Consider the following 14,273-nt stretch of genomic DNA (forward strand, 5'->3'; position numbering starts at 1 on the left):
TATGGTATTATTACCAGTTTTTGTTGTTTTTGTTTCAATAAATTCATACTATAATGGGAACTTTACATCTTTTTTTGCAGTTCAATTAATATGGGTTTTATTTTATTTTCTACAACATAGAAAAAGAATATTAAACGAAAAAGCTAATCTTATAGATAAATATAATAAAGATAAGGAAAATTACAAATTACTGTTAAAAGAACTAAATTTAAAAGAAGAAGGAGATTTAAGGGATGAAATCAATAAATTGAATCAAGAATTAAGCAATTTAAATCTAGATAAAAAAGATATTGATAGAATGGATATGAGAATTAAAGAACTAGAAAGAAAAAAAATTTCTCTTCAAACAGACTATGAAAAACAACACAAAGAACTAGAGAAAGAATTGCTTATGTTTGAAGTGGATAATTTAGAAAACTTAATAAAAGAGCATGAAAAACAAAAGGAGAAAGAAACTTTAATTAATGAGTTAAGAATTAGTAAGGAACTATTAAAAGTTATTTTAGAGTCTGATAGTTTTGATGATTTAGATAGAGAATTTTCAGGCATAACTAACTTAGATATTCCACTAGACTATGAAAATAAGAACGACTTAGTGCTGGAAATAGAGGCAAAAGAAAAAATGATAATTGAATTAGAAAAAAAATTAAGTAATATAGAAGGATCATTGAAGACTATAGGTAACTTATTCGAAGAAGAGTCTTTTTTAATAGAAGAAAATGAACTGCTATCACATAAAATTAAAGAATACGATTTAGAAATTAATGCAATAGATATGGCAATAAACAAAATCAACAAAATTTCTGAAGAAATACATCAAAATTTTGCCCCTGAATTTAATAGGATTATAGGTGAAAAAGTTAAATATATTACAAAAGGTAAATATTCTTCAATTAAAATGGATAAAGAGATGGGTATTTCAGTTTTGGAGCCAAAAACAGATATACTTATCAGTTTAGACAAACTTAGTTATGGGACTATAGACCAGATAAACTTTGCTTTGAGGTTAGCTTTAAGTGAGGAAATAGGCGCAGAAAAATTTCCTCTTATTATCGATGAAGCTTTTGTTTATTTTGATGAAGAGAGGCTGAGGAATACTTTGGAAATACTCAATAAGATTAGCAATCAAAGACAAGTAATCATATTTACATGTCATGATAGGGAAAAAAGATTGCTAGATGAGTTTAAGAATGAAATAAATTTTATACAATTAACTGATGAATAGAGGTGTAAAATGATTTATGCAATTGGTGATTTGCATTTAGATTCCACAAATACTAAGCCAATGGATATATTTGGAACAGAATGGGAAAATCATGAAGACAAAATATTCAGAAGTTGGTCAGAGAATGTAAAAGATGAAGACTTGGTTTTAATTCCTGGAGATATATCATGGGCACTAAAATTAGAGGAAGCTAAAAAAGATTTAGAAAAAATAGATAATTTACCAGGAATCAAAATTTTAATAAAAGGAAATCATGATTATTGGTGGGGTAGCACATCTAAATTGAAATCATTAGGTTTTAACAGCTTAAATTTTTTGAAAAACAATTCGTTTATATACAATGATATAGCTATAGCTGGAAGTAGAGGTTGGCTTCCAAGAGATTCTGATTTGTTTACTGAAGACGACTTAAAAGTATACAATCGAGAACTTATGAGATTAGAACTTTCTTTATCTAGTTTGCCTAAAAATGCAAAATTAAAAATTGCAATGTTGCATTATCCGCCATTTAATTTGAGCTTAGAGCCTAATGATTTTTTTGAGATTATGAAGAAATATAGTGTTGATATTTGTGTATATGGGCATTTACATTCTCAAGGGCATAAATATGCAGTCGAAGGAGATGTGGAGGGCATAATGTGTTATCTTGTGTCAAGCGATTATTTAGATTTTAAATTAAAAAAGATTTGGAGTGATGATATTGAAAGTAATAGTAAAAGAGAATTACGATGAGATGAGTAAAGTTTGTGCACAAATGATTGGATCAAAAGTAAAAGAAAAACCTAACATCATATTGGGGCTAGCTACAGGTTCCACACCTATTGGAACGTATAAGGAGTTAGTAAAAATGTATAAAGAAGGCCAAATTGATTTTAGCAAAATAACAACATTCAATCTAGATGAGTATGTGGGATTGGATAAAGACAATCCTAATAGCTACTATTATTTCATGATGGAGAATCTTTTCAAGTGGATAAATATCGATTTGAAAAATGTAAATATCCCAGATGGAAAGGCTTTAGATTTAAGTAAAGAAGTGGAGGAATATGAGAATAGATTAGAAAAGTCAGGAGGAGTTGATGTTCAGCTATTAGGAATTGGTGGCAATGGTCATATTGCTTTTAATGAGCCTGGCGAATATTTAAATACTAAGACATCTGTTGTTGACTTAACTGAAGATACAATTATAGCTAATTCGAGATTTTTCAATTCACTTGACGATGTTCCCAAAAAAGCAATCTCTATGGGAATTGGTTCAATATTAAAAAGTAAAGAAATAATCCTATTAGCCAGTGGAAAAAGTAAAAGTAAAGCACTATTTGAATTTTTGACTAAAGACAGAATTACTACGTATCTACCTGTGTCTTTCTTGCATCTACATTCTAATTTAACTGTCATATGCGATAAAGATGCTTATTCTTTAGTGGAAGAGAGTTGCTTATGCAAAAAGAACTAGAAGTAAAAATACTAAATGTTGATTTAAATGAAGTTGAGAGGAAGGTAATTGATCAAGGAGGTACGCTCATTTCAGATGAGGAACAGGAGAATATTTTAATAGATTCCACAAAAAATCCAATTAAGTCTTACACCGATGCATATCTTAGAATAAGAGAGACTAAAGATAGGTTAAATTCAAAAACTGACTTAACTTTAACCCTTAAGAAGAACATTAAGAATGATGATTTGAGAGAAAACTTGGAGCTAAATGTTAAAATAGACTCCAAAGAGACAATGTTGACTTTGTTAAGAGAATTGGGATTTGACAAAATAAATATTGGATATAAGAAAAGAAAGGTATATGAATTTAGGGATGCACAAATATTCTTCGATATTTGGGATGAAGCAACATACCCTTACCCCTATATTGAAATAGAGGTAGGAGATGAGAGCAAGCTATACGAAATACTTGATCTATTAGACATAGATAGAAGCAAAATTAGTCTAAAGTCTATTGTAGAATTGCAGAATGAATTAAAGAAGTAAACATAAAACCCTTTTTATCTACTATAATCACAATTTCGATAAAAAGGGTTTTGTGTAAATATTGAAAAAATAATTACATTTTTGTAAACAAAGTTATATAATTAACAAAGAAGAACAAATAGCTTTATTTATTGTTTATTTTCTAACTATAATATATAATGCTATTGAAGGCTAATATCTTTTGTAAAGGAGTTGGTATTGTGGAGTGCTGTGGTGCTAAAGATTTAAAAAAACACTTCAGAGACGAAGAAGTAGATCTAAGATTGATGGATGAAATCTTAGACAAGTACAAAAATGTACCGGGAAGTTTGATAACTATTTTACAGCATACGCAGGAAATTTACGGGTATCTTCCATTATCTGCTCTAGAACATATTTCTAGAGAGACTGGGATTCATACCTCACAAATTTATGGAGTTGCAACTTTTTACACACAGTTTAGGTTAAAACCAGTTGGAGACAATTTAATAATGCTTTGCAAAGGCACAGCATGCCATGTTAATGGCGCAGACAGAATAGAAGAAGCTATCAATGAAGAATTAGGAATTAATAATGGAGAGACAACTGAAGACAATGTATTTACACTAAATAATGTGGCATGTCTAGGATGCTGCAGCTTATCACCTGTAATGATGATTAACGGAATAACATATGGTAGTTTGACACCCGATAAAGCTAAAAACATATTGAGGGAAATAAAAGAAGCTACATTACAAAAAAGAGGTGAAAAGTAATGAAAGTAGTAGTTGGCTTAGGAAGTTGTGGTATAGCTGCTGGCGCAAAAAAAGTATACGATGTATTAAAAGAACAAGTAGACCAAGGATTAGATATAAAGCTCGACATAACAGGATGTGTCGGGATGTGCCATTTAGAGCCTATAGTCGATATATATTATGATGATGGTCAATTTGATAGATTTGTTAAAGTAAAAGACGATGAAATACTTGATTTAGTAAATAAAGCAATGGATAAGGACATAATTGCAGAAAAAAAGATTTCAAATGAAGATGAAGAAGCATTAAACAAACAAGTTAGGATTGCGATAGAAAATTGCGGAGTAATAAATCCCGAAAGAATTGAAGAATACATAGCTAGGGGAGGGTACAAAGCTCTTGAGAAATGCCTGACTCAATTGTCACAAGACGACATAATAGAAGAGATTAAGGTATCCGGACTAAGAGGCAGAGGTGGAGCTGGATTTCCAACATGGTTTAAATGGAATGCTGCTAAGATTGAGAAAGAAACACCTAAGTATATGGTATGCAATGCAGACGAAGGCGATCCAGGTGCTTTTATGGATAGATCCGTCCTTGAAGGAGATCCACATAGGGTATTAGAAGGCATGATAATTGGTGGGTATGCAATCGGAGCTCAAGAGGGAATTATATATGTAAGAGCTGAGTATCCACTTGCAATAAAGAGACTTGAAATAGCAATACAACAAGCTAAAGAGAAAGGTTACTTAGGGAAAAACATACTAGGAACAGGTTTTAATTTTGATATAAGAATAAAAGCAGGTGCTGGAGCATTTGTCTGTGGAGAAGAAACTGCATTAATAGCATCATTAGAAGGAGAAAGAGGTATGCCAAGGCTTAAGCCACCTTTTCCAGCACAAAAAGGTTATTGGGGAAAACCCACTAATATAAATAATGTGGAAACATTTGCAAATGTACCTTGGATTATTAGGAATGGGGGAAAAGCTTTTGCAAGTTTTGGCACTGATAAATCGAAAGGCACAAAAGTATTTGCTTTGACAGGTAAGATAAAAAAAGGCGGACTTGTAGAAGTACCAATGGGTATTCCAATTAAAGATATAATATATGACATCGGCGGCGGAATATTAAACGACAAGAAATTCAAAGCTGTTCAAATGGGAGGACCATCTGGAGGATGTGTTCCAGCATTTTTAGAGGATGTAACTGTTGACTATGAATCTTTGACAAAAGTAGGAGCTATAATGGGCTCTGGTGGGATGGTCGTAATGGATGAAACCACATGCATGGTTGATATGGCTAGATTTTTCTTAGATTTTACCAGAAAAGAATCTTGCGGTAAATGCGTTCAATGCAGACTTGGAACTAAGAGAATGTTAGAAATACTCGAAAGAATCGTAGATGGAAATGGACGAGAAGGAGACATAGAACTACTTGAAAAACTAGCAGTTGAAGTAAAAGATGCTTCACTTTGCGGACTTGTCAAACTGCACCAAATCCTGTATTGAGCACAATTAGATACTTTAGAGATGAGTACGAAGCACATATAAGAGATAAGAAATGCCCTGCAAAATCATGCAAACCTTTAATACATTATGAAATAGCAGACAATTGTATTGGATGCGGAGTTTGTAGAAGAAATTGCCCAGTTGGAGCAATAAGTGGAAAAGTTAAAGAAATTCACGTCATAGATCAAGAAATCTGCATTAAATGTGGAAAATGCTATGAAGTATGTAAATTTGATGCTGTAAATATATTATAAGAAGGTAGGGGTGAAATATGTCTTTAATTCATTTGAACATAGATGGAAAAGAAGTAGTTGGTAGGGCAGGACAGACTATATTGCAAATCGCTAGAGAAAACAATATAGATATCCCTACTTTATGCTATGATGAGAAAGTTGAAATATACGGTTCTTGTGGACTATGTGTTGTTGAAGTTGAAGGGAATCCTAAACTTCTTAGATCATGTGCTACTATGGCTAGTGAAGGGATGGTTGTTACTACTAATTCAGAAAGAGTTTTAAGCTCAAGAAAAAATACACTTGAATTACTTTTATCTGATCACACTGGAGATTGCAGACCACCATGTGTACTAGCTTGCCCTGGTAATACAGATTGTCAAGGATATGTTGGCTTAGCTGCAAATATGGAATTTAAAGAGGGATTGAAACTTATAAAGGAACAGTTGCCATTACCTGCTAGTATTGGTAGGGTATGTCCACATCCATGCGAAGATGCTTGTAGAAGACAATTGGTTGAAGAACCAATTTCGATAGCTCACATGAAAGCATTTTTAGCAGATTTAGATCTAAATAGCGAAGACGTATACATTCCAGAAATCCCAGCGCCTACAGGAAAGAAAGTAGCTGTAATAGGTGGAGGGCCTGGTGGATTATCATGTGCTTATTTCTTAAGAACTTTTGGGCATGAAGTCGATATTTATGATCAAATGCCTCAAATGGGTGGTATGCTAAGATATGGTATACCAGAATATAGGTTGCCATCTTATGTAATAGACAGAGAGGTTGAAATCATTCAAAGAATGGGCGTAAAAATGCTAAACAATATAAAAATAGGCAGAGACTTAGATCTTAATTATTTAAGAAAAAATTACGATGCTGTTTATATTTCTATAGGAGCATGGAAGAGTTCTAGCTTAAGAGTGCCAGGTGAAGATCTAGAAGGAGTAATGGGTGGAATAGACTTCTTAAGGAAAGTCACTATTAATGAACCTCTTGCAATAGGTAATAGAGTAGCTGTTGTCGGTGGTGGAAATACTGCGATGGATGCTGCTAGAACTGCAGTAAGATTAGGCGCAAAAGAAGTGTATGTTTTATATAGAAGGACAGAAGCCGAAATGCCTGCTGAAGAAATAGAAATAAAAGAAGCTAGAGAAGAGGGTGTGGAATTTAAATTTTTAGTTGCACCAATTGAGATAATTGGAGAAAATGGGAAAGCGACTAAGATTAAATTACAGAAGATGATGTTAGGAGAAGAGGATGCTTCGGGAAGAAGAAAGCCTATACCTATTGAAGGAGAATTTGAATTTATTGATGTAGACCTCGTAATTGGTGCAATTGGGCAGGAGTCGAACCTTGAAGGCTTTGAAATAATTGAAAAAACAAGAAAAGGAACTATTGCAGCTGATGAAAATGCTTTTACTACAAATGTAGAAGGCATATTCGCAGGTGGAGATGTCATTAACCAAGGAGCCAATATAGCTATAAAAGCAATAGGAGATGCTAAAAAAGCTTCAAAAGTAATCAATTCTTTCTTAGAAGGGAACCTAGTACCTTATAGAAAACCATATGTTGTAGAGAGAAAAGATTTTTCTAAAGAAGATGTTAAGGATAAAGAAATAAAATATAGATCAAAAATGAGACATCTATCTGCTGAGGAAAGGAGAGATAATTTTAGAGAAGTTAATCTAGGATTTTCAGTAGAAGAAGCAGTAGAAGATGCTAAGAGATGTTTAGAATGTGGTTGTCATGATTACTTTGAATGTAAACTTTATAGATATGCAAACGAATATGATGTAGAACCAGAAAAATATGATGGGGAAAAACATCACAGAGAAGATAAAGACAATCATCCATTTATAGTTCGCAATGTTGATAAGTGTATCTTGTGCGGATTATGTGTGAGAATTTGTGATCAAATAATGGATAATGGGGCTTTAGGCCTTGTGAATAGAGGATTTGATACAATTGTAAAACCAGCTATGGAATTAGATTTAACAGAAACAAATTGTATTTCTTGTGGACAATGTGTTACAGCTTGTCCTGTAGGAGCTTTACAAGAAAGGCTTCAAATTGAAAAATCTGTACCTGTTGAAACCGAAGAAACGAAGACAATCTGTTCATATTGTTCTGTTGGATGCAATATATACCTTAACACAAGAGGAAATATGCTTTATAGAGCATTACCAAAAGAAAACAGTGAAGTTGACAATGGGCTACTTTGTGCTAGAGGGAGATTTGGATACAATATTGCAAAACAGAATAAGAGGTTAGTAAAACCACTATTGAAAGTAAATGGAGAGTTTAAAGAAACAACATTTGAAGAAGCTCTATTAGTTACTGCTAAGAAACTTCAATCTACAATAGCTAAGTATGGGCCAGATTCAATTGCGATAGCAATATCAGATAGATATACAAATGAAGAGATATATTTAGCAAAGAGATTGGCTAACGATATATTAAAGACAGATAATATCACATGCTTTAACAGAAACTATGGAGGTATAGAAGAAGTTATTGGAGTAGATGCTTCAACTAGCACATTTAAGGAATTAGAAAATGCTGATTTTATATTGGCAATAGGAACAAATATGATGAAAAATCATACTATCGCTGCATTAAAAGTAAAAAATGCTGTTGAAAAGGGTGCTAAATTGATAACCATAAATGATTCCTATGATCAAATAAATGATTGGGCTAAGTTAAATATAACTCCTGAAAACAATTTAGATATTCTAAAACAGTTATTAAAAGCAATAATTGATCTAGGATATGAACCAAAGAAAGCAGATGGATTTGTAGAACTTAAAGAAAGCCTAAATGGAGTAATAGCTACAGAAGATATAATCAACTTAGCAAAAGATTATACCACAAGTAAGAAAGCTATAATAGTATTTGATGAAAACAACATAACTGACGAAGCTGAAAGACTCATAGCAAGCATAGCTGTTGTTTCTGGGCAAATAGGAAAAGCTAGAAGGGGAATAATTCAACTGAAACCAAAAAATAACAGTCAAGGATTAGCTGATCTTAAAATAGACAAGCCTAACTCTGAAATTAAAAATAAGATTGAAAACAATACAATCAAAGCGATGCTTATACTAGGAGAAGACATTGAAGGACTGCCTCTAGAAAAATTAGAATTTTTAGCTGTTAGTGATCTTTACTTGACAACTACTGCTAAAAAAGCAGATTGTGTAATTCCAGCAGTAAGTTATGCAGAATCTAAAGGGACTTTCACCAATAGCGAAAGAAGAATACAAAAATTACATTCAGCTATTCCAGCACTATCAGGATATCAAAACTGGGAAATAATATATGCTATGATGCAAATGTTAGGCGAAACCAAAAAATACAATTCAGTGAATGAAATTACTGTTGAAATGGCAAGAGAAACATATAATTATTTCGGTTTTGAGGATTTCGGAGAAAGTGTAATCTGGCCATTAAATTGTCAGGAAGTATTCTTACATGATGGATTTATGTTTGAAGATAAAAAAGCAAAATTGAAAGCTGTAAAAGATGCAAAATTATTTGAACCTAAAAAAACTACTGACTATGTAGAAAAAGAATTTAAAGAAAAATATGAATCTATTTATTAAAAGGTATTGAAATCAAAAAAAGTAGAGCTGATATAATTCAGCTCTACATTGCTTTTGAGTAGTATTCCACAACTAATTGATCTTCTATCTCAATTGGGATTTCTTCTCTGTTAGGCATTCTTTCTAGTTTTACTGACATATTTGATTCGTCCTTTATTAGATAGGGCAGTGTGTTTAATAAATTACTTTCAAAGTTGTTTTTAAAAAGTTCTACTGATTTCGATTTTTCTTTCAAAGTAATTATGTCACCGACGGATATAATATAAGAGGGTATATCCACTTTTTTATTGTTCACTAAAATATGACCATGGACTACCATTTGTCTAGCCTGCCTTATAGAACTTGCGAATCCAGCCCTATATACTATATTATCCAATCTAGTTTCTAATAGCTTAACAAGTGCATGTCCAGTTTGATCTGGAGATTTCTTTGCCATTTTTACATATTTTGTAAATTGCTTTTCCATGACACCATAATAAGCTCTTAATCTTTGTTTTTCTAATAATTGCCTTCCATATTCGGACAATTTTTTGTCAGCTCTAGAAGTGCCTTTTTGGGCTCTGTCCATAGCTTTAGGATGACCACAAACATTAAGTCCCAATCTTCTAGATTGTTTGAATCTAGGTTGTTTCATATTCGCCATTAAATTATCAACTCCTTTAAAATTGCCGCGATAATTTAAGCCGAATTAATTATAGCACAATATATGACCGTTGTAAATGATAATTATTATCAAATAGATGATCTTATTTTGAATTTTTATAAGCTTCTCTAGACCTTTCAATAGCCTCAATGGCTTCTTCTACGCCAGTCCATCCTCCAACTATGACTTCTTTACCTTCCAATCTCTTATATTCTTTAAAGAAATGCTCAAATTCTTTTTTTAGATGCGAACCCATATCATCTACGGATTTCATATCTTCATATCTAGGATCATTTAAAGGTACTGCTATTATTTTTTCATCTTTTCCTTTTTCATCCTCCATCATAAACATTCCGATAACTCTAGCTGTTATTAAGCATCCAGGGAAAGTAGGATGAGCTAGCAATACCATTATGTCTATAGGATCACCATCTTCTGCTAAAGTATCAGGTATGTATCCATAATCAGTCGGATAAAACATTGGAGAAAACAAAGCCCTGTCAAGTTCAAATACTTTGTATTCTTTATTATATTCATATTTATTGCTGCTGCCTTTTGGTATCTCGATAAAAGCTTTAACTATATAGTCCATAAATTTCCTCCTAATATGGTTATTGTATTAATAAATTATACCAAATAGTTTTAGAATTTACATTAAATAATATAGCTTTTATATTAAATCTGTTATATTATTTAGAGTATAGAAACTTAAGGGGGATATTTATGAAAATATATGTAAGTGCTGACATAGAAGGGATAACTGGTACTACTTCCTGGGATGAAACTGAAAAAAAAGAGCAGTCATATAATTACTTTTCTATGCAAATGACAAAAGAAGTAAATGCATGTTGTATGGCACTAAATAAAATGGGAGCTAAAGAGATTATTATTAAAGATGCTCATGATAGTGGAAGAAATATAGATCATAGTTATTTACCCAAAAATACAAAACTCATAAGAGCGTGGAGCGGAAGTATATTTTCTATGGTTGAGGGACTAGATGAAAGTTTTGATGCAATACTTTTCATAGGATATCATTCGCCAGCATCATCTTCAAATAATCCCCTATCCCACACTATGAGTTTAAAAATATCAAAAATAATGATTAATGGGAAGATAGCAAGTGAATTTTTAATTCATGCTTATATAGCTGAATACTTCAAAGTACCAATAGCATTTTTATCAGGAGATAAGGGTTTGTGTGAAGAAGTAAAACTATATAATCCGAATATAGCTACAGTCGCAGTAAAAGAAGGAGTAGGCAATTCCACTATTAATATTCATCCCGAATTAGCATTAGAGCTTATCGAAGAGAATGTAACCAAAGTATTTGAAACAAAATTGATAAGTAACAATATAGGCTTGCCAAAATATTTTTCTGTTGATATAGAATATTTCAATCATTATGATGCCTATAGATTTTCAACATATAAAGGAGTATCTAGATTAGGAGATAAAACAATCCATTATGAGTCAGATGACTATTTAGATGTTTTAAGATTAATAAGTTTCTGTGCTTAGAGGAGAAATCTATGGAAAATGACAAAAAAATTAGATCTAGAATTTTATCAATGATTATTCCTATTACTGGAGAAAATATATTGCAGATGACAGCAGGTGTTGTTTCTATGGCAATGGTTGGAAGAATTAGTGAAATTGCAGTTGGAGCTGTAGGATTAAGCAATATAATTTTCAGGATAATTTGGGCGATTTTCAAGGGGATCTCAACAGGAACCTCAGTTTATGTAGCGCAAGGGTTTGGGGCTAAAGACAATGATAAGATTAGAAAAACGACAATTTGTGCATTTGCTATATTAATATTTTTATCCTTGTTCTTCGTTTACATAACCAAGAGATATAGTTTGCAATTACTATCAATTTTTAATCCAACGTTTACTTTGTTGGAATCAGCAAATTCATATCTAAATATTATTGTGTTTAGTTTACCTTTTACAGCATTAATATTGCTAGTTTCAGGTGTTTTTCAAGGGATGGGAAATTCTAAGACTCCAATGTTTATAGTATTGGTTTTAAATTTTTTCAATATAATATTAAGTTATGTATTAATTTTCGGAAAACTTGGTTTGCCAGCTTTAGGGTTAAAAGGGGCTGCAATAGCATATGTGTCTAGTTATTTAATAGCTGCTATAGTTGGAGTAGTTGTATTGATTTACAGGGAAGAAATCTTTAAATTGAAATATTTAAAATTTAAGAAATTTATAAGTTTCAATGAAATCAATAAGCTAGTTAAATTTTCAATGCCTACAGTATTAGAGATGAGTTTTTGGCAATTTGCATCGATAATAATTACAAGAGCTATACTTAATTATGGGGAAACAGCTTATGCAGCTTATCAGTTAGGGCTACAAGCAGAATCCTTATCATATATGCCAGCAGCTGGCTTTGGAATAGCAGCTTCAACATTTGTAGGACAATCTATTGGTTCGAGGGATAACGAATTAGCAAGAAAATATATGAGATACATATACAAATACTCAATTATAATTACAACCATTGCATCTTTAGCATTGCTTATATTTCCTTACCAAATAATGAGACTGTTGACACCAGAAATTGAAGTTATAGCATTAGGTGCACAATATTTATTTGTGATGGGATTAGTTCAATTGCCTCAAAATATTGCAGGAGTTCTTAATGGAGCTTTAAGAGGAGCTGGATATCCTAAGATTAGCATGCTCAATATAGGAGTTGGCCTCTGGGGAGTTAGAATACCATTAGTGTTATTATTTACTCATTATTTTAATGCAGAGATATATTGGATATGGATTGCTATGGGTATAGATTTAACAGTTAGATTTATATTATCTCTAGTGACATTTAGAAAAAAAGATATCTACAATGTAAATACTATATTAAATTAGAGGAGGAAACGATGAGAATATTAATAAAAAATATAGATATAGTAACTATGGATGAGCAGGATAACGTATTTAAAAAATCCAATATTTTAATTGAAAATAATTTAATTAAATTTATAGGAAATGATGAAATTAATCCAAATATTGTAGATTATACAATAGATGGATTAAATAAGTTAGCGATGCCGGGGCTTATTAACTGCCATACTCATTTAGGAATGAGTATTTTTAGAAATTATGCTGACGATATGAATCTCTCAGAATGGCTAACGAAAAAAATTTGGCCTGCTGAAGCCAAACTACAAGCTGAAGATGTTTTTTGGGCTAGCTTGTTGAGTATGGCTGAGATGATTGCTTCTGGAACGACTGCATTTTGTGATATGTACTTTTTTATGGATAAAGTAGTAGAAGCATTAGAAATATCTAAGATGAGAGGGACACTTGCTAGAGGGATAGTTGAAGAAAATAATTTATCAGACTTTAAAATTAATGAGAGTGAAATGCTTTTTAAGGAATATAATAATTCTCTAAATGGCAGGATAAAAATAATGTTTGGGCCGCATGCTCCATATACTTGTAGCCCTGAATTTTTAGGGAAAATCATAAGTTCAGCATCAAAATTAAATGCAAGCATACATATTCATTTATCAGAAACAAAAGATGAAGTAGAAAACAGCTATAAAATTCTCAAAAAATCACCAATCAGACATGTTTATGACCTGGGGTTATTTGAGCTACATACAATTGCTGCACATTGCGTTCATATAAATGATGAAGACATTAATATATTGAAAGAAAAGAATGTTTACCCAGTGAATAACCCAAGTAGTAATTTCAAGTTAGCTAGTGGTTTTTCTCCTGTAAATAAAATGCTAAAAGAGGGAATAAAAGTAGCATTGGGAACAGATGGAGCAGCATCAAACAATAATCTTAATATGTTTAAAGAAATAAGCATGGCGAGCATAGTTAACAAAGCAGTTGACAATGATCCGATGAGCGTATCAGCTTTAGAAACGCTAAAAATGGCTACATTAAACGGGGCATACGCATTAGGATTAGAAAAAGAGATAGGCTCATTAGAAGTTGGGAAAAAGGCAGATATAATAATTTTAGACATGGATAAACCACATCTTTGCCCAAGAAATAATTACTTCTCAACATTAGCATATTCTGCTTATGGAAGTGATGTTGATACTGTAATTGTAGATGGGAATATTTTGATGGAAAAAAGAGAATTTAAAACTTTAGACATTGAGAAAATAAAGTATATGGCAAATAAAATTTCTAATGATTTATTAAATAATAGATAAATAATGGTTGCAAAACAAAATAATATATGGTATATTATCGAATAGATACTAAAATGCTAGGAATTGGTAAAGTACCATAATGATTACATCAAAGAGAGAACTTCATTTGCTGGGAGAAGTTTATGTATAGTTATAGGGAAGTGCACCAATGAGCAAAAAAGTTGAATATTTAGTAGA

The 14,273-nt window shown here is 31.8% G+C and carries 13 protein-coding genes and 1 other annotated feature (1 of these 14 running past the window's edge); of the genes, 11 read left to right on the plus strand and 2 right to left on the minus strand.

Features of this window, described 5'->3' with window-relative positions:
• The 8 genes from ACTB1H_RS02095 to ACTB1H_RS02130 form a co-directional block, all read left to right on the plus strand.
• A partial coding sequence (locus ACTB1H_RS02095) for an ATP-binding protein (RefSeq protein WP_463261185.1) occupies window positions 1-1,225 on the plus strand: 1,225 nt, incomplete at its 5' end.
• A 9-nt stretch (window positions 1,226-1,234) separates the two neighbouring features.
• Complete coding sequence (locus ACTB1H_RS02100) at window positions 1,235-1,957, plus strand: metallophosphoesterase (RefSeq protein ID WP_463261186.1); 723 nt, start codon at window positions 1,235-1,237, stop codon at window positions 1,955-1,957.
• Window positions 1,926-2,681 (plus strand): glucosamine-6-phosphate deaminase, encoded by a 756-nt coding sequence (gene nagB / locus ACTB1H_RS02105; protein ID WP_463261187.1) that lies wholly within the window; start codon window positions 1,926-1,928, stop codon window positions 2,679-2,681. Before ACTB1H_RS02100 ends, nagB begins: the two co-directional genes overlap by 32 nt.
• A complete protein-coding gene (locus ACTB1H_RS02110) occupies window positions 2,666-3,208 on the plus strand; it encodes a class IV adenylate cyclase (RefSeq protein WP_463261188.1) in 543 nt (180 codons plus the stop codon). Before nagB ends, ACTB1H_RS02110 begins: the two co-directional genes overlap by 16 nt.
• 200 nt (window positions 3,209-3,408) lie before the next feature.
• Window positions 3,409-3,942, plus strand: coding sequence for an NADH-quinone oxidoreductase subunit NuoE (gene nuoE / locus ACTB1H_RS02115; protein ID WP_463261189.1), 534 nt, complete (start codon window positions 3,409-3,411; stop codon window positions 3,940-3,942).
• Window positions 3,942-5,429: an NADH-ubiquinone oxidoreductase-F iron-sulfur binding region domain-containing protein gene (locus ACTB1H_RS02120; protein WP_463261190.1), complete on the plus strand. Its 1,488-nt coding sequence runs from the start codon at window positions 3,942-3,944 to the stop codon at window positions 5,427-5,429. Before nuoE ends, ACTB1H_RS02120 begins: the two co-directional genes overlap by 1 nt.
• Window positions 5,426-5,683 (plus strand): DUF362 domain-containing protein, encoded by a 258-nt coding sequence (locus ACTB1H_RS02125; protein WP_463261191.1) that lies wholly within the window; start codon window positions 5,426-5,428, stop codon window positions 5,681-5,683. The genes ACTB1H_RS02120 and ACTB1H_RS02125 overlap by 4 nt, the downstream gene beginning before the upstream one ends.
• 17 nt (window positions 5,684-5,700) lie before the next feature.
• A complete protein-coding gene (locus ACTB1H_RS02130) occupies window positions 5,701-9,264 on the plus strand; it encodes a molybdopterin-dependent oxidoreductase (RefSeq protein WP_463261192.1) in 3,564 nt (1,187 codons plus the stop codon).
• Between the two features lie 43 nt (window positions 9,265-9,307).
• Here the strand turns inward: ACTB1H_RS02130 and rpsD are convergent, their stop codons facing one another.
• The gene (gene rpsD, locus ACTB1H_RS02135; RefSeq protein ID WP_463261193.1) at window positions 9,308-9,907 is read right to left on the minus strand and encodes a 30S ribosomal protein S4; all 600 of its coding nucleotides are present in this window, start codon (window positions 9,905-9,907) and stop codon (window positions 9,308-9,310) included.
• Window positions 9,908-10,010: 103 nt separating this feature from the next.
• Window positions 10,011-10,499, minus strand: coding sequence for an inorganic diphosphatase (locus ACTB1H_RS02140; RefSeq protein WP_463261194.1), 489 nt, complete (start codon window positions 10,497-10,499; stop codon window positions 10,011-10,013).
• Between the two features lie 131 nt (window positions 10,500-10,630).
• Between ACTB1H_RS02140 and ACTB1H_RS02145 the strand changes: the two genes are divergently transcribed.
• Genes ACTB1H_RS02145 through ACTB1H_RS02155 form a run of 3 tightly spaced genes read left to right on the plus strand, consistent with a single transcriptional unit; the run spans window position 10,631 to window position 14,096 of the window.
• Window positions 10,631-11,428 (plus strand): M55 family metallopeptidase, encoded by a 798-nt coding sequence (locus tag ACTB1H_RS02145; protein WP_463261195.1) that lies wholly within the window; start codon window positions 10,631-10,633, stop codon window positions 11,426-11,428.
• An 11-nt stretch (window positions 11,429-11,439) separates the two neighbouring features.
• Entirely contained in the window at window positions 11,440-12,789 is a 1,350-nt protein-coding gene (locus ACTB1H_RS02150) for an MATE family efflux transporter (RefSeq protein ID WP_463261196.1), read from the plus strand.
• Between the two features lie 11 nt (window positions 12,790-12,800).
• The gene (locus tag ACTB1H_RS02155; protein ID WP_463261197.1) at window positions 12,801-14,096 is read left to right on the plus strand and encodes an amidohydrolase; all 1,296 of its coding nucleotides are present in this window, start codon (window positions 12,801-12,803) and stop codon (window positions 14,094-14,096) included.
• 49 nt (window positions 14,097-14,145) lie between these two features.
• Window positions 14,146-14,273: a binding site (T-box leader), on the plus strand (it continues 102 nt past the right edge of the window).

Source organism: Soehngenia sp. (assembly GCF_055108775.1).

Coding starts and splice junctions, on each gene's coding strand:
- ACTB1H_RS02100 (WP_463261186.1), top strand. CDS start 1,235: ATGATTTATGCAATTGGTGATTTGCATTTAGATTCCACAAATACTAAG.
- ACTB1H_RS02110 (WP_463261188.1), top strand. CDS start 2,666: ATGCAAAAAGAACTAGAAGTAAAAATACTAAATGTTGATTTAAATGAA.
- ACTB1H_RS02120 (WP_463261190.1), top strand. CDS start 3,942: ATGAAAGTAGTAGTTGGCTTAGGAAGTTGTGGTATAGCTGCTGGCGCA.
- ACTB1H_RS02130 (WP_463261192.1), top strand. CDS start 5,701: ATGTCTTTAATTCATTTGAACATAGATGGAAAAGAAGTAGTTGGTAGG.
- rpsD (WP_463261193.1), bottom strand. CDS start 9,907: ATGGCGAATATGAAACAACCTAGATTCAAACAATCTAGAAGATTGGGA.
- ACTB1H_RS02140 (WP_463261194.1), bottom strand. CDS start 10,499: ATGGACTATATAGTTAAAGCTTTTATCGAGATACCAAAAGGCAGCAGC.
- ACTB1H_RS02145 (WP_463261195.1), top strand. CDS start 10,631: ATGAAAATATATGTAAGTGCTGACATAGAAGGGATAACTGGTACTACT.
- ACTB1H_RS02150 (WP_463261196.1), top strand. CDS start 11,440: ATGGAAAATGACAAAAAAATTAGATCTAGAATTTTATCAATGATTATT.
- ACTB1H_RS02155 (WP_463261197.1), top strand. CDS start 12,801: ATGAGAATATTAATAAAAAATATAGATATAGTAACTATGGATGAGCAG.